26 protein-coding genes are annotated in these 25875 nt (G+C 36.5%); 8 read left to right on the top strand and 18 right to left on the bottom strand.

Annotation, left to right across the window (positions count from 1 at the left end):
• Window positions 1-5 precede the first annotated feature (5 nt).
• The gene (locus tag MKY60_RS08040) at window positions 6-1187 is read right to left on the bottom strand and encodes an acetyl-CoA C-acetyltransferase (protein ID WP_241598779.1); all 1182 of its coding nucleotides are present in this window, start codon (window positions 1185-1187) and stop codon (window positions 6-8) included.
• 106 nt (window positions 1188-1293) lie between these two features.
• Between MKY60_RS08040 and MKY60_RS08035 the strand changes: the two genes are divergently transcribed.
• Both MKY60_RS08035 and MKY60_RS08030 read left to right on the top strand, forming a co-directional pair.
• Window positions 1294-2190, top strand: a complete 897-nt coding sequence (locus MKY60_RS08035) for a hydroxymethylglutaryl-CoA lyase (RefSeq protein WP_241598777.1) — start codon at window positions 1294-1296, stop codon at window positions 2188-2190.
• A gap of 11 nt (window positions 2191-2201) precedes the next feature.
• Window positions 2202-3131: an alpha/beta hydrolase gene (locus tag MKY60_RS08030; RefSeq protein WP_241598775.1), complete on the top strand. Its 930-nt coding sequence runs from the start codon at window positions 2202-2204 to the stop codon at window positions 3129-3131.
• A 62-nt stretch (window positions 3132-3193) separates the two neighbouring features.
• Here MKY60_RS08030 and MKY60_RS08025 read toward each other — a convergent pair whose 3' ends face one another.
• From MKY60_RS08025 to yneA, 5 genes are all read right to left on the bottom strand, one after another.
• A complete protein-coding gene (locus MKY60_RS08025) occupies window positions 3194-3412 on the bottom strand; it encodes a YneF family protein (protein ID WP_090561886.1) in 219 nt (72 codons plus the stop codon).
• Window positions 3413-3621: 209 nt separating this feature from the next.
• Window positions 3622-5622, bottom strand: coding sequence for a transketolase (gene tkt, locus MKY60_RS08020; RefSeq protein WP_090561888.1), 2001 nt, complete (start codon window positions 5620-5622; stop codon window positions 3622-3624).
• A gap of 86 nt (window positions 5623-5708) precedes the next feature.
• Window positions 5709-5942: a DUF896 domain-containing protein gene (locus MKY60_RS08015; RefSeq protein WP_090561890.1), complete on the bottom strand. Its 234-nt coding sequence runs from the start codon at window positions 5940-5942 to the stop codon at window positions 5709-5711.
• A 62-nt stretch (window positions 5943-6004) separates the two neighbouring features.
• Window positions 6005-6655 (bottom strand): YneB family resolvase-like protein, encoded by a 651-nt coding sequence (locus tag MKY60_RS08010; protein ID WP_093494613.1) that lies wholly within the window; start codon window positions 6653-6655, stop codon window positions 6005-6007.
• Window positions 6652-6969 carry a cell division suppressor protein YneA gene (yneA, locus tag MKY60_RS08005; protein WP_093494612.1) on the bottom strand — a complete coding sequence of 106 codons (318 nt, stop codon included), beginning with the start codon at window positions 6967-6969 and terminating at the stop codon, window positions 6652-6654. The genes MKY60_RS08010 and yneA overlap by 4 nt, the downstream gene beginning before the upstream one ends.
• Window positions 6970-7142: 173 nt before the next feature.
• On the opposite strand from yneA, the gene lexA reads away from it, so the two are divergent.
• Window positions 7143-7763, top strand: a complete 621-nt coding sequence (lexA, locus tag MKY60_RS08000; RefSeq protein WP_090561896.1) for a transcriptional repressor LexA — start codon at window positions 7143-7145, stop codon at window positions 7761-7763.
• Between the two features lie 186 nt (window positions 7764-7949).
• On the opposite strand, the gene MKY60_RS07995 is transcribed toward lexA, so the two are convergent.
• Complete coding sequence (locus MKY60_RS07995; RefSeq protein WP_269915716.1) at window positions 7950-8525, bottom strand: peptidoglycan DD-metalloendopeptidase family protein; 576 nt, start codon at window positions 8523-8525, stop codon at window positions 7950-7952.
• Window positions 8526-9131: 606 nt separating this feature from the next.
• Between MKY60_RS07995 and MKY60_RS07990 the strand changes: the two genes are divergently transcribed.
• The 5 genes from MKY60_RS07990 (at window position 9132) to MKY60_RS07970 (ending at window position 12351) form a co-directional block, all read left to right on the top strand.
• The gene (locus MKY60_RS07990; RefSeq protein ID WP_241598770.1) at window positions 9132-9671 is read left to right on the top strand and encodes a hypothetical protein; all 540 of its coding nucleotides are present in this window, start codon (window positions 9132-9134) and stop codon (window positions 9669-9671) included.
• Between the two features lie 326 nt (window positions 9672-9997).
• On the top strand, window positions 9998-10168 hold the full coding sequence (locus MKY60_RS07985; protein ID WP_241598768.1) for a hypothetical protein: 171 nt from the start codon (window positions 9998-10000) through the stop codon (window positions 10166-10168).
• 398 nt (window positions 10169-10566) lie between these two features.
• Window positions 10567-11001: a hypothetical protein gene (locus tag MKY60_RS07980; protein ID WP_340929451.1), complete on the top strand. Its 435-nt coding sequence runs from the start codon at window positions 10567-10569 to the stop codon at window positions 10999-11001.
• 348 nt (window positions 11002-11349) lie between these two features.
• Window positions 11350-11484, top strand: coding sequence for a hypothetical protein (locus tag MKY60_RS07975; protein ID WP_276517598.1), 135 nt, complete (start codon window positions 11350-11352; stop codon window positions 11482-11484).
• A gap of 255 nt (window positions 11485-11739) precedes the next feature.
• Window positions 11740-12351 carry a site-specific integrase gene (locus MKY60_RS07970; protein WP_340879453.1) on the top strand — a complete coding sequence of 204 codons (612 nt, stop codon included), beginning with the start codon at window positions 11740-11742 and terminating at the stop codon, window positions 12349-12351.
• A gap of 108 nt (window positions 12352-12459) precedes the next feature.
• Here MKY60_RS07970 and glnA read toward each other — a convergent pair whose 3' ends face one another.
• From glnA to mutS, 11 genes are all read right to left on the bottom strand, one after another.
• Window positions 12460-13794, bottom strand: coding sequence for a type I glutamate--ammonia ligase (gene glnA / locus MKY60_RS07965; protein ID WP_090561905.1), 1335 nt, complete (start codon window positions 13792-13794; stop codon window positions 12460-12462).
• 40 nt (window positions 13795-13834) lie between these two features.
• Window positions 13835-14218 carry a MerR family transcriptional regulator gene (locus MKY60_RS07960; protein WP_090561907.1) on the bottom strand — a complete coding sequence of 128 codons (384 nt, stop codon included), beginning with the start codon at window positions 14216-14218 and terminating at the stop codon, window positions 13835-13837.
• Window positions 14219-14355: 137 nt separating this feature from the next.
• Window positions 14356-15606 (bottom strand): methionine gamma-lyase family protein, encoded by a 1251-nt coding sequence (locus MKY60_RS07955; RefSeq protein WP_340929449.1) that lies wholly within the window; start codon window positions 15604-15606, stop codon window positions 14356-14358.
• A gap of 79 nt (window positions 15607-15685) precedes the next feature.
• Entirely contained in the window at window positions 15686-15985 is a 300-nt protein-coding gene (locus MKY60_RS07950; protein WP_340929447.1) for a rhodanese-like domain-containing protein, read from the bottom strand.
• A 74-nt stretch (window positions 15986-16059) separates the two neighbouring features.
• The gene (hfq, locus tag MKY60_RS07945; protein ID WP_090561914.1) at window positions 16060-16281 is read right to left on the bottom strand and encodes an RNA chaperone Hfq; all 222 of its coding nucleotides are present in this window, start codon (window positions 16279-16281) and stop codon (window positions 16060-16062) included.
• 63 nt (window positions 16282-16344) lie between these two features.
• Window positions 16345-17265: a tRNA (adenosine(37)-N6)-dimethylallyltransferase MiaA gene (miaA, locus tag MKY60_RS07940; RefSeq protein ID WP_340929445.1), complete on the bottom strand. Its 921-nt coding sequence runs from the start codon at window positions 17263-17265 to the stop codon at window positions 16345-16347.
• Window positions 17258-18154, bottom strand: a complete 897-nt coding sequence (locus MKY60_RS07935) for an alpha/beta hydrolase (protein WP_340929443.1) — start codon at window positions 18152-18154, stop codon at window positions 17258-17260. Before MKY60_RS07935 ends, miaA begins: the two co-directional genes overlap by 8 nt.
• 25 nt (window positions 18155-18179) lie before the next feature.
• On the bottom strand, window positions 18180-19826 hold the full coding sequence (locus MKY60_RS07930; RefSeq protein WP_340929441.1) for a glycerol-3-phosphate dehydrogenase/oxidase: 1647 nt from the start codon (window positions 19824-19826) through the stop codon (window positions 18180-18182).
• Window positions 19827-21338 (bottom strand): glycerol kinase GlpK, encoded by a 1512-nt coding sequence (gene glpK, locus MKY60_RS07925; RefSeq protein WP_340929439.1) that lies wholly within the window; start codon window positions 21336-21338, stop codon window positions 19827-19829.
• Window positions 21339-21350: 12 nt separating this feature from the next.
• Window positions 21351-23159 (bottom strand): DNA mismatch repair endonuclease MutL, encoded by a 1809-nt coding sequence (gene mutL, locus MKY60_RS07920; RefSeq protein ID WP_340929437.1) that lies wholly within the window; start codon window positions 23157-23159, stop codon window positions 21351-21353.
• Window positions 23160-23180: 21 nt separating this feature from the next.
• Window positions 23181-25748: a DNA mismatch repair protein MutS gene (gene mutS, locus MKY60_RS07915; protein WP_340929435.1), complete on the bottom strand. Its 2568-nt coding sequence runs from the start codon at window positions 25746-25748 to the stop codon at window positions 23181-23183.
• Window positions 25749-25875: the final 127 nt, after the last annotated feature.

Here is a 25875-nt window from a genome sequence, read left to right as displayed (position 1 = left end):
CTTTATTAACGTTTAACTATGGTTGCAACTCCTTGGCCACCACCGATACAAAGTGTTGCTAGACCGGTTTTCGCATCTCTCCTCTTCATTTCATGAAGTAAGGTAACGAAGATGCGTGCACCACTAGCCCCAATTGGATGACCTAATGCAATCGCTCCACCATTTACATTTAGTATATCATGATTAAAGGATAGCTCTCTATCAACAGCAATCGATTGTGCTGCAAAAGCTTCATTTGCTTCGATTAAATCGATATCCGCTAATGATAATTGAGATTTGTTTAATACTTTTTTTACTGCTTCCACAGGTCCAATCCCCATAATGCTAGGATCCACTCCTGCAGATGCATTTGCTACCACTGTAGCTAGTGGTTGAAGACCAAGTTCATCCGCTTTTGCTTTTGACATCACCACTACAGCAGCTGCTCCATCATTAATCCCTGAAGCATTACCCGCAGTTACAGAACCGTCTTTTTTAAATGCTGGACGAAGCCCCGCTAATTTTTCCTCCGTAGAACCTTTCTTTGGATACTCATCCTGAGAAAAGATTACTGGATCCCCTTTTCTTTGAGGAATTTCCACAGACACGATTTCATTTGAAAACTTACCTTCTTCTATTGCTTTAGCTGCTCTGCTCTGCGACCGTGCAGAAAATTTATCTTGTTCTTCTCTAGTAATATTATATTGATCACATAGGTTTTCAGCGGTTACCCCCATATGGTAATCATTAAAAGCACACCATAGCCCATCTGAAATCATGCTATCTACTACCTTTTGATCGCCCATACGGAAGCCATCTCTAGCGTTTTTCAACAAATAAGGAGATTGACTCATGTTTTCCATTCCACCTGCAACAATAATATCTGCATCTCCTGCAATTATAGCTTGAGTAGCAAGATGAATTGCTTTTAAGCCAGACCCACATACTTTATTAATAGTCAGAGCAGAAACTGATTGTGGTAAACCAGCCTGAATAGACGCCTGTCTAGCCGGATTTTGTCCTAAACCTGCTTGAAGGACATTCCCCATAATTACTTCGTCCACAGCATCTTTAGAAACCCCTGCTTTTTCTAATGCCTTTTCAATTACAATAGCACCTAGTTTAGTAGCTGGCACATCTTTCAAAGCCCCTTGAAACGAACCAATTGCAGTTCTAACTGCGCTTACGATTACAACTTCATTTGTCACGTGATTTCCTCCTTGTTTCCCCTGTATTAAACAAACTTCTACAAAGCAAAATTTAAATTTGCTTGTTTAACCATCCTTTCTTTACAATAAAGAGGGAGGGATGATTATGTTTAGTTTACCAAATAAAGTGACAATTATCGAGGTAGGTCCAAGAGATGGCTTACAAAATGAAAAAAACGAGGTGCCGACAGAAGTAAAATTAGCCTTTATCGAAAAACTGCAACTTGCAGGAATAGAGGAAATGGAATTGACTTCTTTCGTATCACCAAAATGGGTACCACAAATGAAAGATGCCAATGAAATAGTCACCCAAGTTAAAAAGTTGGGTAGACAACTCGTATTAACACCTAATCATAAGGGCGTTGAAATAGCCAAACAATCCGGTGCACAGAATTTCGCCGTTTTTGTTGGGGTTTCAAACAGTTTTAATAAAAAAAATATTAATAAAACTACGACAGAAAGTATGGATGAACTCAAGCCTATTGTGGGAAAACTATTACAAGAAGGTCATTTTGTTCGTGCCTGTATATCCACTGCATTTTATTGTCCATATGAAGGAAAAGTAGATTCATCGGACACGCTTGCATTATGTAAGGAATTTGTTTCATGGGGTGTAAACGAACTTAGCGTAGCTGACACTATTGGAATGGCTAATCCTCGGGAAAGCTATGAATTATTCGACTCACTAAAGAAGGAATTCCCTGCTACACTAATAACTGCTCATTTTCACGATACTAGAAAAATGGGAATAGCCAATATTCTTGCTAGCCTACAAGCAGGAATTGATCGATTTGATACATCAGCTGGTGGTCTAGGCGGCTGCCCTTTTGCACCTGGTGCTACAGGAAATGTAGCAACCGAGGATGTTGTGAATATGCTACATCAAATGGGCATTGGGACGAATATAAATCTCGACTCATTGCTTAAGGCAGTAGAAGTGGTTGAACCGTATGTGTCCAGGCAGATAGACACGGGAATGTATAATCTATTTAAAAGTAAGTAGGGGTTGATCAGATGAAGAAACGTGTAATTATTTGGACGAGTATTTTTACTAGTGTCTTGACCGCTATGGCTACGTTCTTTGGTTTCTTTGTAACTAATAGGCTTATGTATATGAAGAAAAAAGAAAATGATTTTATATTAAACCGTGAAATAACTTCTAAACGATTAGATGAAGCATGGTTTAACGCAGTAAATAAAACCGAACAATGGATTGAATCTAAAAATGGATATTCCTTAAAAGCAATTTTTGTCGAGCCATTAGAAACAAATAATTATGTCGTTATTTGCCATGGAGTTACAGAAAACAAAATTAACTCACTACGTTTCGTTCGTATGTTCGAAAGACTAGGCTTTAATAGTGTCGTCTACGATCATCGTAGACATGGTGATTCTGGTGGCAAGACAACTAGTTTCGGCTTTTACGAAAAGGTAGATTTACAATCTATTGTTGAGGCAGTAAGAGAAAGAGCTGGGAAAGATGCGGTTTTAGGTATCCATGGGGAATCTATGGGCGCTGCTACTACATTATTGTATGCTGGTTCTATAATAGATGACGCTGATTTTTATATTTCAGACTGTGCATTTTCTGATTTTGAGCAGCAAGTTTATCATATAATGACACAGACGACTCCACTTCGTACTAGTTTAGCCATTCGATTTGCTAATTTGTTTTTGAAACTTCGTGATGGATATACGTTAAATCTCGTCTCACCAATTGATGTTATAGACAAGATTGAAAAACCTGTCTTGTTTATCCACAGTTTGCAGGATGATTTTATCTTACCTAAAATGACCGAAGATTTATACGAAAAAAAACAAGGCCCAAAGACTTTAGAATTATTTGATATTGGTGAGCATGCTAAATCCTTCAATGAAAACAGCAAGGAATATGAGCAAGTTGTTGCAGATTTCCTACAAGAAAATGGCTTACTAAACAAATAAAATCTATTTTCAAATGAAGTAAAGTTTCTTTCAAATAAAAAAGCACTCAGCTGAGTGCTTTTTTATTTTTGCATTTTATTCATTTGATTCATCATTTGTTTAACTTGTTTTTCAGAAGGCTTACGACCCATTTGTGCCATCATCATACGAAGCATTTGTTCATTGATCGGTGGATTTTCTTTTAAATATTTCATCATATATTGACGTGCCGCAAAAAATCCTATTGCCACACCAGCGATTAAAGCAACAATTATAATAACAATCCAAATCCATGTTTGCATATATTCTCCTCCTTTACGAACTTATCTACGTGTACAAGACACCACCCCAAATTATACTATAGATTCTTTTTGCATTCTATTATAATTTTAAATAAAGTGAAACTTCACTTTGAAAGGGTATCTTCTACAGCAACCACATGCAATTGCGCGTATAAAAAAAACAATTCGAATACTTAATATCAAAGTATTCGAATTGCTTGTACAACTTTTTACTTTTGAAGTAATGCTTTCATTTTTGCAACTACGTTCTCTACAGAGAAACCATATTCTTTCATTATAATTTCACCAGGGGCACTTGCACCAAATTTATCAATAGCAATTACGTCCCCTTCAAATCCAACATAACGATGCCATCCTAATGAAGCACCCATCTCAATTGCAAGACGTTTCGTTAAATGAGATGGTAGTACCGCATTTTTATAAGCCGAATCTTGCTTCTCAAACAAATCCCATGATGGCATAGAAACGACAGAAACTTCGATTCCTTCTTTAGAAAGTGCTTGTTGTGCTTCAACAGCAAGACTTACTTCTGAACCAGTTGCAAGTAAGATTGCTTCCGCTTTTTCATTAGGTGCTACAACATAAGCTCCTTTTGAAACTCCTTCTTTAGCTAGTTCAACAGAATTTTCAAGAGTCGGTAAATTTTGTCTAGAAAGAACTAAAACTGTAGGATTATTTTTTGATGATACAGCTAGTTTCCACGCTTCTGCAGTTTCATTAGCATCAGCTGGACGGATCACAGATAATCCAGGCATTGCTCGTAAAGAAGCTAAATGTTCCACTGGCTCATGAGTTGGGCCATCTTCCCCGACAGCGATACTATCATGCGTGAATACATACGTTACAGGAAGTCCCATTAATGCCGATAAACGAATTGCTGGTCTTACATAATCACTAAATACGAAGAACGTACCTCCAAATACATTTAGCCCACCATGTAAAGCCATTCCATTTAAAGCAGTTCCCATTGCAAATTCACGTACACCAAACCATATGTTTTTCCCAGCATAATCATCAGCTGAAAAATCTCCAACATTTTTCATAGTTGTTTTGTTCGATCCCGCTAAATCGGCACTACCACCGAAGAAAGATGGTAGGTTTTGAGCAATTGCATTAATTGCTTCTCCAGAAGCAGAACGAGTCGCATGTGAAGTACCAGCTTCATATGTTTTAAGAGCGTCTGCAAAGTTTTCAGGTAATTCACCAGAAATCGCAGTTTTTAGTGTCGAAGCTAACTCAGGGAATTCAGACTCATACTTCTTCAGTTTTTCATTCCAAGCGGACTCTTCTTGAATACCTAAACGTTCTGATGCTTGTTTAAACGTGTCATAAACTTCATCTGGAACATAAAAGTCCTCTTCAAATAACCATTTATATTCAGCTTTAGCTAAAAGTGTTTCGTCTTTTCCTAACGGCATGCCGTGAGCATCTGACTTACCAGAACGGTTAGGAGAGCCAAACCCAATAACAGTTTTAACTTCAATAATTGTTGGCTTGTCATTTTGAGACTTCGCTTTTTCAATAGCACTTGAAATTTCTTCAATATTATTTCCGTCTTTTACATGAATGTAGTTCCAACCGTATGAATCAAAACGTTTTTCTACATTTTCTGAGAATGATTTATTTAAATCACCATCTAAAGAAATATCATTACTATCATATAATACAATTAATTTATCCAACTGAAGATGTCCAGCAAGAGAAATTGCTTCTGCAGCTACACCTTCCATTAAATCACCATCACCACATAAAGCGTAAGTGTAATGATCAATAATAGAATGGTTTTCTTTATTATAAGTAGCAGCTAAATGCGCTTCCGCCATCGCCATTCCTACTGCCATTCCAATTCCTTGACCAAGTGGACCTGTTGTTGCTTCTACTCCTGCAGTGTGACCGAACTCTGGATGTCCAGGAGTTTTAGAATCCCATTGTCTGAAGTTCTTAATCTCCTCCATTGGTAAATCATAGCCACCAAGATGAAGTAAGCTATATAAAAGCATAGAGCCATGACCTGCCGATAACACAAAGCGGTCACGGTTGAACCATGTTGGGTTACTTGGATTATGACGTAAATGTTTTGTCCATAATGTGTAAGCCATTGGCGCTGCCCCCATTGGTAAACCAGGGTGACCAGAATTTGCTTTATCAATTGCATCAATAGATAAAGTTCGAATCGTATTAATTGCTAATAAATCGGATTGTAATGACATGAATGACATCCTCTCAAACAAATTTTTTCTATATTTCTAGTTTAGACAAGAATGTCTGTATTATCAATGGTTTCTGAAATGATTAATTAATTCAGAAACTTTCCTTTCTTTGCTTCCTGAACTTTTACAGGTGTTACATCATTTCCTTCGGGGTCAATTATTTTTACACTTTCGATTGTATCTCTCATTGTGGAACGAAAAGTTTCCAAATATTCTTTGCGTAAAGAGCTTTGTTCTTTTGCTTCTTCAATAGAAAGACCCGATGTTTTAGATTTTCTAGATAACTCGCCAATTCTCGCTAATTTTTCTTTGCTTAACAATTTATTTCATCCTTTCACTTTATCTAAATATAAAGGTAAGGAAAAAACACACAGAGTGCAAGTCATTTCACTCCATGTGCTTCTATATACTCAATATAACGTCTATGTACTGTTGCTTTACTAATATTAAATCCTAAACCTTTTAAGGTCATTGAAATCTCTTCATAAGTAAGTCCTGCATTCCGAAGTCTGACTACTTCTGCTAAAGGAACATCTATTCTTTCTCTACCTTCAGGATTGCCTTTTGTCTTTAAGTTTTTCTCTGGTCTATATCCCTCGGAGACCGCTTTCTTCATACCTCTTCTGATTTTAGCGTTGTGTAATTTCCTTTGATATTCTTCTACAAGCGCAAGTATTTCCAGTAACATAGAATCCATTTCATTTAAATTGATAACACCCTTATCCTGTAAAGTATATATTGAGGTATTTGTTTTTTGAAGAAGATGCAGAACTGCCATTCTTCCATTTCCTCTACCAATCCGGGTTTCATCTTGAACAAATATCGCTTTAATTTCATTTTCTTTTATATAATCCAGTAAATCTAATAAGCCTTCACGTTCAATATCATATCCACTATGTTGATCTATAAATACTTTCTCTACTTCATAATTGTGTAGCGCTGCAAATTCTAATAGCTCTTCCTCCTGTCTTTGTAAAGATGTCTCTTGAGATTCTTTTTCAGTACTCACTCGACAATATATAACTGATTTCATTTAGTATCGCCCGCTATCTCCGTTTCATGATTGAAATGGTAACTTTTTTCCTCCACTGGGATTTTAAGCATCTCCCCAGCTTTAATATGTCCATCTTGTAAATTATTCATAGCTATAACCTTATTAATCCATACTTTTTTATCTTCCTTCACGCCATACTCATTTGCTAACTCCCATAAAGAATCGCCTTGCTCTATATTAATATGAAGACTCTCATCAGTTGAAAAAGAATTCGAGATTATTATAAACATTATAAAAGCAATACTACACGCTACAAATATTGTTAGAAAATAGTTTTCTTTAATCCAAGTCATAAATAATACCTCCAATAGAATGTGTGTTCGTAATGTATATTTCAATAATAATGCGAACACTTGTTTTTGTCAACAACAATTAGAACCTATGTTTGCATTAAAGTTCTTCGCCTGTTATACTATTAATAAGATAGAAAAGGATAGAGATTAATTACTCTAAAAGAGGTGAGCATATGAAAAAAGCATCTAAGAGACAGGAAGACATTCTAGCTTTTATAAAAGAAGAAGTTCGTAAAAAAGGATATCCGCCATCTGTTCGAGAAATAGGAGAAGCTGTGGGCTTAGCCTCTAGCTCAACCGTACATGGACATTTAGCACGACTGGAAAGTAAAGGTTTGATAAGAAGAGACCCAACTAAACCACGTGCCATTGAGATTCTTGATGGATTAGGTAGTATTGCTGAAAAACAAAACGTTGTGCATGTCCCCCTTGTAGGTAAAGTTACCGCTGGTGTTCCCATTACCGCAATTGAAAATATAGAAGAGTTCTTCCCGCTTCCAGAAACTTTTGGTACTGCCGATGATAATTTATTTATGTTGGAGATAATGGGTGATAGTATGATTGAAGCAGGTATATTGAATGGTGACTACGTCGTTGTAAAACAACAGCAATCAGCCAATAATGGAGATATTGTAGTTGCTATGACAGAGGAAGATGAAGCAACCGTTAAACGATTCTTTAAAGAGAAATCTTACTTCCGTTTACAGCCTGAAAACTCTTCCATGGAACCTATCATCGTAAATTCAGTTAGTATTCTCGGAAAAGTAGTTGGTGTTTACCGCAATATTCAATAGATTTAACGGACTTGACAATATACTTAAATGTCAGTAAGATAACGAAGAGCCGATATCATATTTCAACGAAAAGTGGACATTTTCGTTGAAATCATCGAAAAACCCCTTTACCTTTATGGTTGAGGGGTTTTATTTTGTCCGAATTTCTTTTTTAGTTAACATATTCTGTTTTCCTCTTAGTGTTTTTTATTTTTTCTTTAAAGCAGCTAAAGTTCTTGGCCCAACTATTCCGTCAACTGCCAAGCCGTTTTTCTTTTGAAAATCTTTAATTGCTGCAATTGTTAAAGGTCCCTCGATCCCATCAACCATTAGTTTATAACCTACTGAATTTAAAAGTTTTTGTACTTCGGTTATATCTGTTTCGCTTATATAGTTTAAAGGATTCACCGCATTTGGCTGCCCCGCCTCGTAAGATGGTATGTGAATTTCAAAATGCAAATGTATTCCTGTACTATTTCCTGTTGTGCCCTTTATACCAATCTGTTGGCCTTGTTTTACATTTTGTCCAATCTTTACGGTGAAAGATTTTAAATGAGCATACAAGGTTTCATATTTCTTACCGTTTAAAGTATGGACAATTGTTATTGTGTTTCCATAGCCACCTATAACTTTTGCTCTCGTCACTACTCCACTTGCTGATGCCTTTATAACCGGACTTCCATCACTTCCGAAATCCACTCCTTTATGCTCTTTAACTATATTATTCTTTCGAATTTCCCCAAAATGCGATGTAATTCTTCCTTCGCATGGTCTGATAAACAATGTTTCCCCCCCTTCTAATTTAAGTAGAGATTCAATATCCCCTTACTAGTAAATGCTAAAATAAATAGTAACAAATAGTCAAATGCCATTATATTTATCAAATAAAATAATAAAATGGTTAAAAATGCGTAAATTTGGGTATTAGTATTTATAATTGAACATAGGTTAAATTAATTATATTATTTTATGTCAGCCTATATAACTATAAAGGGGCAAAAAACTTATGAAACTAATTATAGTAGAACTAAAAAAGCTAATTAATGATTACTATAGATGCAATAACTACCATCTGAAGGAAGAAATTTTGATCGATATCAATTTGTTAAAAGATGCTATAAGAATCTTAGAAAAAAGAAAGTTAGAAATAAACACAAACAGCTCACTTGGTTATTAACCAAGTGAGCTGTTTTATATATTTTTTAAAACCATACTTTGTTTTGTTGTATCTCTTTAAATCACCTACCTATATCAAACTACTTCAAATCCCTCCATATTTATATTATTTATTCATACGAGATAATCAATCTAACTAGTTCTATTAATTTATAGGACATATATTACTGTATGCCGATAATTTGGCAAATCTATTAAAAGGAGGTGATTTATATGGTTCTTGTACTTCAAGAGTTTACTACCCCAGCTAATACAACTGTCATTGCAGATACAGCTGCACCACCCGGAACACTTCCTACGCCTGCAATATTAACTCCTCCAGCAATGGTTTCACCGTTAATAGACGGAAGCAATGCTTACATTTGGTCTCCAAACACAGAATCCAATCAGACAGTGACATTTCAAAGTATCTTTGATATTGGAGCTTTGCCACTTCTAACTCTAGCATTACCTATTTCCGCCTACTATGCTTTTGCGGCAAACGAAACCGCTACAGTTACTGCATCTTTAGAAGTAGTAAATCTTCTAGGTATTGTAATTGCTACTATTCCACTTTTTGATGGAGCAAACTCAGGTAGCTCTCAGGACGTTGCTATTACATCCGGTGACACATTAGTTGGAGTAGGCCTTCTAGGCAATACAGGTCGTATTGTAGTTAATGCTACTGTAACTTCTCCAGTAGCTGCCGGTTACTCACCAAATCCCGGTAGATATTTGGGACAACTTACAGTGCACAGTTTTCTAGCAGTGTAGTATGGATGAAAAAATAAAATAAGGTAACAGTATTTGCCATCAGTGACACCTTGAAATAAAGAAAAAGGCTCCTTTTCTAACAGAGAAAAGCACACATTTCTAGGAACAAGCCCTCCTTGTTTGTGGAAATGTATATATTTTGGAGGGGCGCGTATAAAACCGAGCCCCTCCAATCTTTCTATTTATAACTAACTATATACAATTGCATTATATAAACTTACTAAAGCTACTAACATTTCAAAAATTATAGGTCAAATTCCTTCCAATTACACATAATTTGTTACATAATATAAAATAGGAAATATAGATCATTAGGGGGAGTAATTTTGCCTATCATTTTAATTTACAAAGAACTAAATCACCTAATAGATGATTACTACAAATGTCCCTTTACTCATATAAAAGAGCAAATTCTCATAGATATTAATCTTTTAACAGACGCATTGTTAATGTTTGACGCAGATATTCAATTGGAAGCTCCACTTAAATCTGTTTAAGTACAATCAACTTATCAACGGAATGTAGGTTGGGCAATTCTTGTCAACACATTAAACAAGGACATGTGCTACAAAAGACCATTTGCAACTTACAACAAATGATATGGTCAACATATAAAAAAGCGTTGATAGCTTCGTGCTACCCAACGCTTTTTTATTTTATCATTTTCAAGCATTGTTCAAGAGTAGAGTGTTTCATACTAAGAATTCATATAAGTATGTGGTAACATACGCTATTTTATATGAATAATAGCCAAGGTGCTCGATTATAATTACTTTTACCGAGTCATTCATCTTATATTTCAACTTTAAATACTAAAACTGCCTCTTAAGAATCTCAATGAGGTTGTTTACTTTTTGTGTTTCCAATAAAATGAAATAAAGGGAGATGATAGAGTATGAAAAAAATATTTTTCATCGGCGCTTTAGCTGTATTATTGTTAACTGCTTGTGGGAATGAAGGAAATTCTGATGAAACCAACACCTATAAAGTATCACAAGGTAAAATAACGAATGAAAAGCTATTAATTAATCTAGCAGTTCGCGCAGAAACTATTATTGAAAAATATGATGGAGTCGATAGTGTAAAGGTAGAGGATGCTGAAATTGAAGCTAAAAAACATCCTAATTTGAGAAATGATGAAACTAAAGAAATTTATAAGAATGTTTACTATATCGATGGTGAGTATTCATATCAGGACAAAAAATATGATTTCGTGTGGAGTGTCTCTTTTAATAATAACGATATTGATTCTGGAGGACAAGTTCTTCAATATATATCTGACATGGAAACAGGCGAAAAAGTAAATGTCAATAGATCACTAGCAGATTGATTATTATAATCCTCTACAATATATAAAAAAGCGTTGGAAGCATAGAGCCCCAACGCTTTTCTATTAATACATTTTTAGATATTGTTCACGTTCCCACGGGTGTACAGTCGTTCTAATGACATACTTATTTAATTTCAAGTTATTTGAGGTCAGAGAAGTACCAAATGCCCTAGTTGAAACTGACATAGATTTATGATTTATTCAATTGTCCAAAATTTCGCAGTAAGATATTTTTAAACTCATAAAAACTCATGTCGAATACTGTAGAAATTATCATACTAAATGCCCTTTATTTCCCATTTTTTCAATGTTACAATAGATTTAATATTCAGAAAGGATGTGATATTAATGAAAAAAATGAAAAAAGTTATTATATCTGCCTTACTTCTTTCAGCAATATTTGCAGGTACAGCGACATCAGCATTTGCTGATAACTCAACCAAAGGGCCATGCGGCGCTAAGCCATGTCTTCAAACACCTTAAAACATGCACTATGAATGTCTATTCTTTGTCTTGAAGAAAATATTCTTTAAGGCAAAGAATAAATAATCAAGTGAGAATCTCAATGAGGTCATACTTTTTTATAAATTCCCTCTTTCACATAATGTTGTCTACTGCGTCGTACCTCTCCATTCTTTTAACTCGCTTACATAAATTCAAAATGTATAGAATGTTTTCCAATCCACCAATGGCTAGAATAAGTAGGATGATTAGAATGATTGTAATATTCCAGAACTTTTGAATCATGCATATCAGTACGGTTATATTTATTGGATATTTTTCAAAGTGCTAATTGAAACAGGCATGCGAAAAGGTGAAGCCGCTGCTTTACAATGGAATGATATTAATTTAAAAGAAAAGACTATTTCTATTAGTAAGAGTATGGATTTTCAACCTGGAGAAAATGGAGAAATATTCGGAGATACCAAGAATAGAAAGACAAGGGTTATCGATATCGCTGATACTACAGTAAATGCATTGAAAACACATTTCAATTCACAAAATCAAAACAAACTTCTTTTAAACGATATTTATCGTCATGATTTAAACTTAGTCTTCTGTAGGAAAGATGGGCAGCCCATGCCCAAAACTAGTCTATTCAATGCTTTTGGCAGGATATTAAAAAGAGCTGGATTAAACTCTTATCCAATTCATTCTCTACGTCATACGTATGTAGTTATCCTATTAGAAGATGGTGCAGATATAAAATACATTCAGAAACAACTAGGTCATGGAAGTCAACAAATCACTTCAGATGTTTACGCTCATTTATCTAAAAAAATGAACAAGAAAAACACCGAACAAGTCAACGAAAGACTGAACGATGTTTTTAAGGGTATAAGTAAATGATATTTTTTTATAAAAATAATGGGGTGAATATGGGGTGCGAACTATTTCTTTGAACAACTTTATAATTACACCCCATACCAAAACCCTTTAAAACTCTATATTACGGGATTAATACATTTTTAAATATTGTTCACGTTCCCACGGGTGTACAGTCGTACGGAACATATCCCATTCAATTTCTTTCGCTTCTACAAAATTTGCATAAATATGCTCACCTAATGCTCCGCGAATAGTTTCACTCTTACCTAACTCTTGTACGGCAGCATGTAAAGTTGGTGGTAGGTTATGAATGCCATTTTCGATGCGTTCTTCTTCTGTCATTACATAAATATTACGGTCCACTGCTGGTGGTGGAGTTAGTTTATTTTTAATACCATCTAAACCAGCTTGTAGAATTACTGCCATCGCAAGATATGGATTGGCTGCTGGATCTACTGAGCGAACTTCAACACGTGTACTTACACCTCTTGAAGAAGGAATACGGATTAATGGACTTCTGTTTTGTCCTGACCATGCCACATAACAAGGAGCTTCGTATCCAGGTACTAGGCGTTTATATGAGTTAACTAATGGATTTGTAATTGCAGTAAAGCTTTGTACATGCTTCAACACGCCAGCCATAAATTGCATTGCTGTTTCACTTAACCCGATTTCTGCTGATTCATCATAAAATGCATTTTCTTTCCCTTTAAATAAAGAAACATTAAAGTGCATTCCTGAACCGTTTACGCCAAATAGTGGTTTCGGCATGAATGTCGCATGTAAACCATGTTTACGAGCAATTGTTTTTACTACAAGTTTGAACGTTTGAATATTATCACATGCTGTTACTGCATCTGCATATTTAAAGTCAATTTCATGTTGACCTGGAGCAACTTCATGGTGAGATGCTTCAATTTCAAAGCCCATTTCTTCTAGCTCGAGAACGATATCACGACGGCAGTTTTCCCCTAAATCCATTGGTGCTAAGTCAAAGTATCCACCATGGTCATTCAGTTCAAGTGTTGGCTCCCCTTGAGCATCTAATTTAAATAAGAAAAATTCAGGTTCAGGTCCCAAGTTAAAGCTAGTAAATCCTAACTCTTCCATTTCCTTTAAGATACGTTTTAAATTATTACGGGGATCTCCTGCAAAAGGAGTTCCATCTGCTTTATTTACGTCACAGATTAGACGAGCCACTTTCCCTTTACCCGTAATCCAAGGGAACACTACCCATGTATTTAAATCTGGTACTAAGTACATATCTGATTCTTCAATTCGTACAAAACCTTCAATAGAAGATCCGTCGAACATCATTTTGTTATCAAGAGCTTTATCGAGCTGACTCACTGGAATTTCTACGTTTTTAATCGTACCTAGTATGTCTGTAAACTGAAGACGTATAAAATTCACCTCATGCTCTTGAACGAACTTTTTAATATCCTCTTTTGTATACTTGCTCATTGTTTCACTCTCCTAGTTAATTAATGTATATGAACCTCGATTATCTAAAGAATCGAGATAGGTCCCCTTGTCGCAGAGAAGCTCGTTGTTGTCTTTGAGCTAAATGCATTTCTTCTTTTACTATTGCACGTAGTTCTCTGTCCGAAATTACTTGTCGAACTTCTTTTGAAGTAATTGGACTGTTTTTCATTTCAAAAATCTGCTTGATTCCAGCAATATTAACTCCTGTTTTCAATAAATCTTTAATCTCTAATAATATATCAATATCATCTAATGAAAACATGCGCTGTTTACCTTCAGTACGTGCAGGGTGAACCAGTTCTTGCTCTTCATAGTAACGAATTTGCCTTGCAGTCAAACCAGTAAGCTGCATGACAATATTCATAGAAAGTAATGGCATTGAACGTCTCCATTCCTTTTCCATCACTGCACCTCCTAGTAGGTTATATAAATAGTATATGTCATGTTAGTTAACATGTCAACACCATGTCAGGAAAACTAACAACTATTTTTCAGAAAATTAAAACCATTCCTTATAACTCAGAAATGGTTCTACACTTTTTATTTGTTGAATGTTTGTACGGCTCCTAAAATAGCATATTTCACATGTTCGTATGTTAATCCACCTTGAATAAATGCCGTGTAGGGAGGACGGATTGGCCCGTCGGCTGTTAACTCCATACTCGACCCTTGTACAAATGTACCTGCAGCCATTATGACATCGTCAGCATAACCTGGCATATAAGCTGGTTCAGGCATAAACTGAGCATTTACTGGGGAATGCATTTGTATTGCTTTACAAAACTGAATCATTTGATCGGCAGTTCGGAATGATACCGATTGTATTAAATCTGTACGGGGCTCTGCATAGTGTGGTTCCGTTGTCATTCCGATTTCCTCCAAAAGTGCCGAAGTGAATATTGCTCCCTTCACTGCTTGAGATACAACATGCGGAGCAAGAAAGAATCCCTGGTACATATCCATTAATGCATTTAAAGAAGCACCCGCTTCTGCTCCTATACCCGGTGAAGTCATTCGGTAAGCACATTTAGTGACATATTCCTCTTTCCCCGCAATATAGCCCCCTATTTTAGCAAGACCACCACCAGGGTTTTTAATCAAAGACCCAGCCATTAAATCTGCCCCCACGTCCGTCGGCTCCAACTCTTCCACAAATTCTCCGTAACAATTGTCCACAAAAATAACAGCATCCTCTTTAATACTTCTAATTTCGATAACCATTTGTTTTATTTGTTCTATCGTAAACGAAGGACGTACTGCGTAACCCTTCGAGCGTTGAATTGCAATTACTTTCGTATTACTTTTCACAGCGCTTTTTACGGAGTCCCAATTGACTTCCCCAGTATCCATTAAATCCACGTGATTATAAGTAATGCCAAAGTCGGCTAGGGATCCAGTATCCTCTTTCCCTCCACTAACTATCGATTGTAAAGTGTCATAGGGTTTGCCCGTTATATATAGTAATTCGTCATTCGGTCTAAGCACACCGAACAAGCTTATAGAAATCGCATGGGTCCCTGAAATAATTTGAGGACGCACAAGTGCTGCCTCTGAACCAAACGTCGTTGCATATACTTTTTCCAGTGTATCTCGACCTTCATCATCATAGCCATATCCAAATGACGGATGGAAATGGTGATCACTAACCCCGTTATTCTTAAAAGCCTGAATTACTTTTTGTTGATTTAAAAATGCAATTTTTTCTACAAGTTTGTGATATGGTGCTATTTTGGATTCAACCTGTTCTGCACGATCCAATACTTCTTTTGATAATGTGGTTGTAAATGTCATGTAATATTCTCCTATTTTTCTTCAAAATACAAATAGAAAAGACTAATCTCATAAATGAAATTAGCCTTTTATCTATAAGTTAGAACTGCAACTCGCCGTCCCAGTCTATCATACCTCCAGCAATGTTCGTTACATTATATCCATTTTCCTCTAGAATTTCACAGGCCATTGCGCTACGGCCACCCGCTTTACATACTATGTAATGAGGAACTGATTTGTCGAGTTGATCCATGCTGTTTTCGATTTGTCCTAATGCGATATGCTTAGCACCGGGAATAATCCCAGTTGCCACTTCATCACTTTCACGTACATCGATGACACTGATTTCTTCGCCAGCATCTATTTTTTCTAAAAGTTGTTCTGTCGAAATAACATTCATATTAAACTCTCCCGATTCTCTGTTTATTCTATAAAATCATAATAGGAGCATGCCCATCTGTCAAACAATCCATGTTACTCTTCTGTTAGCTTAACTGGTTTAGAAGGAGCAAATGTAGAAATTGCATGTTTGTAAATTAACTGTTGCTTTCCATCTGATTCAAACAGGACGGTAAAATTATCGTAAGACTTTACTAACCCCTTTAGTTGGAAGCCATTCAATAAAAATACTGTTACAAAAATATCATTTTTTCTAAGCTGATTTAAATATAAATCTTGAATATTCATAGGTTTCATCCCAATACCCCCATTATACAATTTGCATGTGTAAACATACTACATTGTTAATATTCGCTTTAATTATTCATTTTCCTGCATAAATTCATTAATTTCTTTTATAATTTTTTCGGAATCAGTAAACGGATTATACCAATGAATTTCCATTTTGTTTCTAAAATACGTTAACTGCCTTTTTGCATACCTTCTAGAGTTTTGCTTCAGCTGTTCAATTGCTTCCTCGAATGAAACCTCTCCATCCAAATATGCATATATTTCTTTATAACCGATGGCTTGGATTGATTGAACATTTCGGATGCCTTTACTGTAGAGCGTCTTTACTTCTTCCAAGAGTCCTTTTTCTAGCATTATGTCTACTCGATCATTAATGCGATTATATAATTGCTCACGTTCTATAGACAGGCCAATAATATAATGTTGATATATATCTTCATGACCTTGGTTTTGTTCAATATCATTCTTTTGCTTCCCAGTTAGTTCCACTCGTTCAATCGCTCGTATCACACGTTGGATATTATTTGGATGTATATCCTTTGCTGCCTCCGGATCAAGTGATTCTAAATGTTCAAATAATTTATAAGGAGCCATATTTTCTAATTCCGCAAGTCTAGTTTCATCTCGATTCGGTTGTTCCGTAAATCTAAAGTCATACAGAACAGATTGAATATAAAGACCAGTTCCTCCAACTATAATCGGAATTTTACCCTTTAATGTAATTTCCTCAATTTTACCTCGTACGAGCTTTTGATACTCCGCAACAGAAAAATTCTCCTCAGGTTCCTTAATATCGAGTAAGTGATGAGGAATACCTTCCATTTCTTCTTGGGTAACCTTTGCAGTTCCTATATGGAGCTCTCGATACACCTGCATCGAGTCTCCATTTATAATTTCTCCATTAAATGCCTTAGCCAGTTGAATACTTAAAGCAGTTTTGCCGACGGCAGTCGGTCCGACTATTGCAATTACATTTGCAGTATTATGCATTTTCTATCATCCAATTTGCAATTATTTCATATGTTTGAAGCTTATTTACCTCGTTTAATATTTCGTGTCGCGCATCCTCTATCAAATATAAGGTTACGTTTGTCATTCCAACACTCTTTAATCCAGTAGCGACTTTGAATAAATCTTTTCCGTCTTTTCCAACAGGATCCTTGGCACCACTAATAACTAAAACGGGTAAATCCTTTTTTATATGATTATTTTCTATGTCTTGGTGAATTATTTTTAATCCATCGAAAAGGTCAATATAGAATTGGTTCGTTGGTATAAAACCGCATAGCGGATCTTCAATATATTTTTGTACTTCTAGTTCATCTGTTGTAAGCCAATCAAATGGTGATTTCGGATTTTTTATTTGTTTATTGAAACCTCCAAAGGCCATACTGTTCAGTAATTTCCCTTCAGATTTGGGACTTTTTACAGCAGATATAAGTTTACCGACTACTTTACCAACGTCCCCCATAACTCCAGGACTATAAGTGGTGCCAGAAAGGACAACTTTCGTTAAGGAGTCACTATATTTTTGCATATATCTTCGAGCAATAAACGACCCCATGCTATGGCCGAATAAAATAAGCGGAATATCCCCTAAATCCTCCCTCACATGCAGCAAAACTTCGCGAACGTCTTCGGCAACCCGTTCAAAACCTACTTTATCTGCAAAATATCCAAATTGCCCATTTTTTTCAGCTGTTTTACCATGTCCACGGTGATCATGACCGGTAACGACAAACCCTTTATTAACTAGAAATGTAGCGAAATCATCATAACGACCAATATGCTCTACCATTCCATGTAGAAGATGGATATGTGCAATCGGGGGTGTATCAGGAGAAAACTTAACGATATGAATTAGATGATCATCTGACATTTTGCCTTCTAAGATAGTTTTCAGCTTAATCCCAACTTTCTTTTAATGTAGCTTCATTCAAGAGTGTATCTAGTTGTTTATTAAAAGCCTTTGTTTCCTCGTCTGAGTATTGAAGCAATTTTTTCATCACATTCACTATTTCTTCTTTATACTCGTTAAAATGCTGTATATCAAAATAGAGCATACCTGTTCTTCTTACCAAAAAGTCTTCAGGAGAATATGCCATCTCTTCATGCACTGCGTAATAAATTTGGGCTAGTATTGCCAAAGGTAAAGTTGAAGGGAATGTAGAAAGAATTTGTGCATACTGAAATACTTTATCTACATTCGTCCCGTACATTTTGGCCAGTTTCCTTCCTTCCAAACCAGAAAGTCCGTAAGCTTGAGCTACTTGTTCCTTTTGAGTGAGAAAAGCCTCCCATTGTTTAGAGCCTCCAACGTCTCCTCCGGATAGCGTTAAATGCCTCGTTACACATGGTCCGTATTTTTCATCCCCTAATTGCTTCGATATTTTATCTACAATAGTTTCAGCCATTTTTCTATACCCTGTGAGTTTACCTCCAGCTATTGTAAATAAACCAGCTTCCGACTGCCAAATTTCATCTTTTCGAGAGATTTCTGATGGATTCTTCCCATCCTCAAATATCAATGGACGAACCCCCGCCCATGTAGACTCCACTTGATTTGCGGTAATATGAACTAAAGGAAACATAAAATGAATTGCTTGAATTAGGTAATCGACATCTTCCGTTGTAGCTACAGGATGCCGAATATCACCTTCAAAGAACGTATCAGTTGTTCCTACATAAGTTTTACCATCACGTGGGATAGCAAAAACCATTCGTTTATCAGGTCCATCAAAATAGACAGCCTGTTTAAGAGGGAAAACAGATTGGTCAATAACAACATGCACACCCTTGGTAAGCTTTAGTTTTTTATTGTTCTCAATAGCATCCAAAGCACGAACTCCATCAACCCAAGGACCAGTAGCATTAACTATTTTTTTGGCATGAATGGAAATTCTTTTATTGCTAACTGTATCAACGATTTCCGCACCAATTACTTGATTATAATCGTCATATATAAATGAACGTGCTTTAGCATAGTTTAAGCACACCGCACCTTTTTCCATTGCTTTTTTTAGCACCTCAATCGTTAGACGTGCATCATCTGTACGATATTCAACGTAGTATCCTCCACCTAGTAACCCTTTACTTTTTAGTAGAGGTTCTTTTTCAAGTGTCTCTTGATCGGAAAGCATTAATCTTCTTTCCTCTTTCTTAACACCAGCTAAATAGTCATACATCTTTAAGCCAGCTGATGTAGAGAGTGGTCCAAAGGTACCTTTTTTATGAAACGGTAGTAGCATCCATATAGGTTCAGTCACGTGAACCGCATTTTCATATACAATTTCTCTTTCTTTTCCTACATCAGCAACCATTTTCACTTCCAATTGTTTCAAATAACGCAAACCACCGTGCACAAGTTTTGTGGACCTACTGGAAGTTCCAGCAGCAAAATCTTGCATTTCTACCAAAGCAACAGACATACCTCGTGTAACAGCATCTAGTGCTATCCCCGCACCTGTAATCCCTCCACCTATAACCAACACATCGAATTCATAATAATTTAGTGTATTTACTATTTGGTCACGCTCTACAGAAGACTTCAATTATTCCACCTCTTCGTCTGAAAGTTTGAAAATACGTGTTGCTTCGACTGCTTTTGTCCAACCCTTATATAGTTGTTCTCTTTTCTCACTTTCCATTTTTGGCTCATACTGCTTTTGACTTTCTCGCAAACCGGATAGTTCTTGTTCATCTTTCCAGAAACCAGTAGCTAACCCCGCTAAGAAAGCAGCTCCTAATGCTGTTGTTTCATTGAGCTTAGCAAGTTCTACAGGTAAGTTTAATAAATCACTTTGAAACTGCATAAGAAATTCATTGCTTACTGCTCCACCATCTACTCTTAATATCTCTACATCTACTCCCGAATCTTTTTCCATCGTATCAAGCACGTCTTTTGTTTGGTAAGCAAGAGATTCTATCGTTGCACGTATGAAATGCTCCTTAGATGTGCCTCTCGTTAATCCAAAAATTGACCCCCTTGCTTCAGAATCCCAATAAGGAGTTCCAAGCCCGACAAAAGCTGGAACAAAATAGACACCTTCCGTAGAATCTACTTTTTTGGCATATTGTTCTGACTCAAGTGCACTCTTTATCATGCGAAGCCCATCTCGAAGCCATTGGATCGCAGAACCAGCAACAAATATACTTCCCTCTAACGCATAGGTCACTTTACCATTTAATCCCCAAGCGATTGTCGTTAATAAACCAGAAGGCGAAGTAACTGCTTCTTCACCTGTATTTAAAAGCATAAAACATCCAGTTCCATACGTATTTTTAGCCATACCTTTCTCAAAACAGCATTGCCCAAATAGTGCAGCCTGTTGGTCCCCAGCTGCTCCTGCAATGTCTATTTCTTTACCAAAGAAAACAGATGGATCAGTCTGTGCGTATACTTCAGACGAAGACGCTACTTTAGGGAGCATTCCCATAGGGATAGATAGCTTTTCACAGATTTCTGAATCCCACTTTTGATCATATATATTATAAAGCATCGTCCTAGATGCATTGGAATAATCAGTCACATGTGCTTTTCCATTTGAAAGTTTCCAAATTAGCCACGTATCTATCGTTCCGAAAAGTAGCTCACCCGCTTCTGCTTGCTCTCTCGCACCATCAACATTATCCAATATCCATTTTACTTTGGTAGCAGAAAAGTATGGGTCCAATTTCAAGCCGGTCTTGTCTTGAAAAAAAGTTTCCAGATTATCTTTTTTTAGTTCCTCGATAATGGATTGAGTTTGTCTGGATTGCCAAACAATCGCATTATAAACAGGTTTCCCTGTATGTTTGTTCCATACGACTGTTGTTTCTCGTTGATTTGTAATTCCAATCGCATGTACATCCTCAGGCTGGTTCCCACTTTCAGTTAGGACAGCAGCCAGAACCGATAGCACAGATCCCCAAATTTCTTTCGCATCATGCTCAACCCAACTCGATTTAGGAAAATATTGTTTAAATTCTCGTTGAGCAGAGTGAACAATATTGCCGAGCTTATCAAAAAGTATTGCTCTAGAGCTTGTCGTTCCTTGGTCAATTGATAATATATATTTTCCCATTCCCGTTTCCTCCTACATAACTCGTTTGAACATTTTCTCAACCTCATACGTCGAAAAATGTACGATTACTGGTCTTCCATGTGGGCAAGTCAATGGATGTTGCGCATTTTTTAAGCTTTCGAGCAGCTGTTCCATATCATTCATCGTTAAATAATGATTTGCTTTGATGGATAGCTTACAACTCATCATAATAGCTGCATCTTCTCTAAGCTTTTTTATATCCGTTTTACGGTTGTTCAATACCTGTTCAATCAGACCCTCGATTATCTTCGTCTCTTCGCCTTTAGGGAACCAAGTAGGGTAATCTCTTACGACAAAGCTAGCAGAACCAAACTCCTCTAAAAAAATCCCTACATTATTCAATTCGCTCAATGACTCCTTAATACGGTAGGCCTCGTCTAAAGAATAGTGAAAAGTCAGTGGCAGCAATAGTGATTGTCGTTCATTTGCATTTACTTCCCCAATCTTTTCCTTATAAAACTCATATTTTACACGCTCTTGCGCAGCATGCTGATCTATTAAATAAAAACCATCATCACTTTGGGCAACAATATATGTACCATGGATTTGTCCTACAACATGCAAATCAGGAAATGGCTTTTTATCCTCCACATATTCAATCGGTTGAATATCGAGGTCCGCCAATGGCTCTACCTCTTCATATACAATACTAAGCTGTTCTTCAGGTGGATTATGTGTTTGTTCGGATATCACACCCTCATAGTTTGGAGTAATGGGTTCCTTTTGAACTGGCTCATATGTTTGTTTGAAGAAATCGAATTGTACACTCGGCTGCTTTTTCACAACTGGCTTCTCTATAATTTCAGGTGGTTTCTGCACGCGATGCATGATCGAACGTATTGTTACTCGGATCATTTCCATCAGCTCTTTTTCCTTACTTAGACGAATTTGATGCTTAGCAGGATGAACATTCACATCCGTTAGTATCGGATCCATTTCAATATTTAAAACAACAATCGGATACCTGCCAATCGGTAACAATGTATGGTAGCTATCTACTATTGCGTTATTTATACCATAGTGTTTAACCCAGCGACCGTTCACGAGAACGGTTATATAGTTTTTAGAGGCTCTTGTTATTTCTGGTAATGTTGCAAAACCTGAAATACGAAAATCTGATGATTCCTTGTCGAATGCAACCATCTTTTTTACATTAGAAATCCCATAAATTGAAGCTAAAACCTGTTTCAAGTCTCCCCTTCCACTGGTCTGCACAATAGTTTGATGATTATGTGTAAGTTTAAACGCAATCCTCGGGTAACTGATTGCTAAACGGTTTATCAAGTCAATGGAATGCCCTAACTCTGTTTGAATCGTTTTCAAATATTTTAAACGAGCTGGTGTATTATAAAATAGCTGGCTTACGATTATATCAGTCCCTCTTCGAATAGGAGCAGGGGTATTAGATAATACCCTACCACCTTCTAACTCTACTTTTGTCCCAATATTTTCGCCATTTGATGTCCATAAACTAATTTTAGATACAGAGGCTATACTAGCAAGTGCCTCTCCACGAAAACCTAATGAACGTATTCTAAAAAGGTCATGCTCCGTAGTTATTTTAGAGGTCGCATGTCTAGAGAACGATTTTACAGCATCCTCCTCATCCATCCCCTTACCATTATCAGTCACTTGAATTTTAGCCAGACCCGCTTCTTCTAGTGTAATTTCAATAGAGGTACTTTCTGCATCTATTGCATTTTCTACCAATTCTTTCACAACTGAAGCTGGTCGCTCTACCACTTCACCGGCAGCAATTTTGTTGGACAGGAGTTCGTCCATTAAAATGATTTGTCCCATTTCATTCACCTACTTCCTGCGCTATTCTAGCTCGTTTTGTAACTCGTACAATAGTTGAAGTGCTTCTAAAGGAGTCGTACCTGATATATTGACTTTCTTCAACTTTTTTATTATTTTATCCGTCGATTTATCATCTTGGATAACTACTGGTTCTTTACGTGTCTTTGGTTGTTCATCGAAGAAGGATAATTGGGTTTCGCTTACCTGAACAGCACTCCCTCCTTTTTCCTCCTGATCCTCGAAGGTCGCTAGGATATCACGTGCTCGGGAAATAATTTGTTCCGGCAATTGTGCTAACTCTGCTACATGGATACCGTAGCTCTTATCAGCAGGACCATCTTTTAGCTTGTGTAGAAAGACCACTTTTCCATCTTTTTCAGTTGCTGACACATGTACATTGCGGAGCTTCGGTAACGAGTCCTCTAAATCCGTCAGTTCATGATAATGAGTGGAGAAAAGCGTATTTGCTCCAATATTTTCATGAATATATTCCATCATCGCTTGTGCCAAACTCATGCCATCATAGGTAGAAGTACCACGGCCAATTTCATCGAATAACAACAAGCTCTTACTTGTAGCATTCATAATGGCATGCTGTGATTCCATCATCTCAATCATGAAAGTACTTTGCCCACCTGCCAAATCATCGGCAGCCCCAATACGAGTAAATATTTTATCGACAATTGGAAGCGTCGCAGATTCTGCAGGTACATAGCATCCAATTTGCGCCATCACAGTTGTTATGGCTATTTGACGCATAAAAGTACTTTTACCAGACATATTAGGACCAGTGATCAATAGCATATTAATATCTTCCGTCAGAACACAGTCATTTGGTACATATAACTGATTGTTCATCATTTTTTCAACAACTGGATGCCTTCCCTCTTTAATAATCATTGCATTGGAATCATGGAAAACAGGTTTCGTTAATCTATGGTTCTCTGCAACCTGGGCAAAAGAGATAAAAACATCTAGCTCACTAATTTGTTTCGCTAATTTTTGAACTAGCGGAATATATGTTTTTATTTCTTCTCTAACTTGCGTAAATAATTCATATTCCAAAACTAGGCTTTCATCTTCTGCAGATAAAATCAGGGATTCTTTCTCTTTAAGCTCGTCGGTAATATATCGTTCTGCATTCGCAAGTGTTTGTTTACGGACATATCTAGACTCATCTGCTAAATGAATATTCGATTTTGTTAGCTCGATATAATAGCCAAAAATCCGGTTATATCCTATCTTCAAGTTTTTAGAACCTGTAATTTCTCTTTCCCTTTGCTCAAGTTCTGCAATCCACTTTTTACCGTTAACAGAGGCATCACGTAGCTGGTCCAGTCGGTCATGGAAACCGTTGTTAATCACTCCGCCGTCTTTTACGGAAATCGGAGGGTTCTCACTAATCGCTTCTTGTAACTTTCTCCAAATAACTACACAATCCTCTAATGCGTTCCCAAGTTTTTGCAACTCTTGATCTTCCGATTCTACGAGTAGTTGTTTAATAATCGGGACCTTAGATAGGGACTGCCTTAACTGGGCAAGATCTCTACCGCCAGCACTACCAAATCCAATACGACCTACAAGACGTTCTAAGTCGTACACTTCCTTGAAAGCTTCTTTAATTTCTTCACGAAGCATAAAGTCATTCAAAAAACTCGTTACTATTTCTTGACGAGCTTCAATCGATTGTCTGTTTGCAAGGGGCTGATGAATCCATTGCTTTAATTTGCGTCCACCCATTGCAGTCACTGTTTCATCTAATAACCATAATAATGTACCTTTTTGATCACCACTTCGAATAGATGATATAAGTTCTAAATTTCGCTTAGAATGATAGTCCATTGCTAAAAAGGATTCTCTTTGTTGAAAAGTGAATGATTGAATATGTAATAGAGATTGTTTTTGCGTTTTTTGAATGTATTGTAATAATCGTTTCACCGTTTGATGTGTTTGATCGGGATGGTTCGGAATGTATTTATGAATATCTTCATTCGATAACTCATCTTTTTCAATGGAAACCGTAAAATCATGAATAGCAGATAATTCATTGATCAAGACGTACATTTGTTCACTGACTATCAATTCTTTTGCCTGGATTGCCAGTAACTCCTGTACTACTTCCTTTTCATCTCCTGTAAGAATAGTCGTAAAGCCATCCCCTGTTGATACATCTAAGTATGCAAAAGAGACTTCATTGGTAGCAAGCAAGTCAGCAGAAGCAATAAAATAGTTAGACTTCGTTTGCATAGCTTTTCCTTCGATTATAGTTCCTGGTGTAACAAGACGTACAACCTCTCTTTTAACTACACCCTTCGCATGTTTAGGATCTTCCACTTGTTCACAAATAGCGACTTTATAGCCCTTACTTATAAGCGTTTCGATATATCCTTGAGCAGAATGATGAGGTACTCCACACATCGGTATATTGTCCTTCCTACTAGTCAGCGTAATTTCCAAAATTGCAGCAGCTTTAATTGCATCATCGTGGAATAATTCATAAAAATCACCTAAACGGAAAAACAAAAACGCATCTATGTGGTCTTCTTTAATTTTTAAGTATTGTTGCATCATTGGAGTTTGTGTAGTCATTTAAATCCTTCTCTCTTCATTACTAATATAATGATTATACCAAAAACAATAAGAAAAGAGGCAGAAGTAAGAATCGCGTAAAGGATATATGCGATTAGTACTAATAAATTGAACCCTGAATTATCGA

Origin of the sequence: Psychrobacillus sp. FSL K6-1415 (assembly GCF_038003185.1) — a bacterium.
In the GTDB taxonomy this organism is placed as follows: Bacteria; Bacillota; Bacilli; order Bacillales_A; family Planococcaceae; genus Psychrobacillus; species Psychrobacillus psychrodurans.
This window is presented reverse-complemented; position numbering and strand designations above follow the sequence as displayed.

What these genes read in the sequence shown, in the direction of transcription:
- glnA (WP_090561905.1), bottom strand. Translation starts at nt 13,794, where the DNA reads ATGAGCAAGTATACAAAAGAGGATATTAAAAAGTTCGTTCAAGAGCAT.
- MKY60_RS07975 (WP_276517598.1), top strand. Translation starts at nt 11,350, where the DNA reads ATGAAAAAAATGAAAAAAGTTATTATATCTGCCTTACTTCTTTCAGCA.
- MKY60_RS07990 (WP_241598770.1), top strand. Translation starts at nt 9,132, where the DNA reads ATGGTTCTTGTACTTCAAGAGTTTACTACCCCAGCTAATACAACTGTC.
- hfq (WP_090561914.1), bottom strand. Translation starts at nt 16,281, where the DNA reads ATGAAACCTATGAATATTCAAGATTTATATTTAAATCAGCTTAGAAAA.
- MKY60_RS07935 (WP_340929443.1), bottom strand. Translation starts at nt 18,154, where the DNA reads ATGTCAGATGATCATCTAATTCATATCGTTAAGTTTTCTCCTGATACA.
- MKY60_RS07960 (WP_090561907.1), bottom strand. Translation starts at nt 14,218, where the DNA reads ATGGAAAAGGAATGGAGACGTTCAATGCCATTACTTTCTATGAATATT.
- MKY60_RS07950 (WP_340929447.1), bottom strand. Translation starts at nt 15,985, where the DNA reads ATGAATGTTATTTCGACAGAACAACTTTTAGAAAAAATAGATGCTGGC.
- mutS (WP_340929435.1), bottom strand. Translation starts at nt 25,748, where the DNA reads ATGACTACACAAACTCCAATGATGCAACAATACTTAAAAATTAAAGAA.
- MKY60_RS08010 (WP_093494613.1), bottom strand. Translation starts at nt 6,655, where the DNA reads ATGAAATCAGTTATATATTGTCGAGTGAGTACTGAAAAAGAATCTCAA.
- MKY60_RS07955 (WP_340929449.1), bottom strand. Translation starts at nt 15,606, where the DNA reads ATGACATTTACAACCACATTATCAAAAGAAGTATTGGATCGTGCAGAA.
- MKY60_RS07980 (WP_340929451.1), top strand. Translation starts at nt 10,567, where the DNA reads ATGAAAAAAATATTTTTCATCGGCGCTTTAGCTGTATTATTGTTAACT.
- MKY60_RS08030 (WP_241598775.1), top strand. Translation starts at nt 2,202, where the DNA reads ATGAAGAAACGTGTAATTATTTGGACGAGTATTTTTACTAGTGTCTTG.
- yneA (WP_093494612.1), bottom strand. Translation starts at nt 6,969, where the DNA reads ATGACTTGGATTAAAGAAAACTATTTTCTAACAATATTTGTAGCGTGT.
- tkt (WP_090561888.1), bottom strand. Translation starts at nt 5,622, where the DNA reads ATGTCATTACAATCCGATTTATTAGCAATTAATACGATTCGAACTTTA.
- MKY60_RS08025 (WP_090561886.1), bottom strand. Translation starts at nt 3,412, where the DNA reads ATGCAAACATGGATTTGGATTGTTATTATAATTGTTGCTTTAATCGCT.
- glpK (WP_340929439.1), bottom strand. Translation starts at nt 21,338, where the DNA reads ATGGGAAAATATATATTATCAATTGACCAAGGAACGACAAGCTCTAGA.
- miaA (WP_340929445.1), bottom strand. Translation starts at nt 17,265, where the DNA reads ATGCATAATACTGCAAATGTAATTGCAATAGTCGGACCGACTGCCGTC.
- MKY60_RS08035 (WP_241598777.1), top strand. Translation starts at nt 1,294, where the DNA reads ATGTTTAGTTTACCAAATAAAGTGACAATTATCGAGGTAGGTCCAAGA.
- lexA (WP_090561896.1), top strand. Translation starts at nt 7,143, where the DNA reads ATGAAAAAAGCATCTAAGAGACAGGAAGACATTCTAGCTTTTATAAAA.
- mutL (WP_340929437.1), bottom strand. Translation starts at nt 23,159, where the DNA reads ATGGGACAAATCATTTTAATGGACGAACTCCTGTCCAACAAAATTGCT.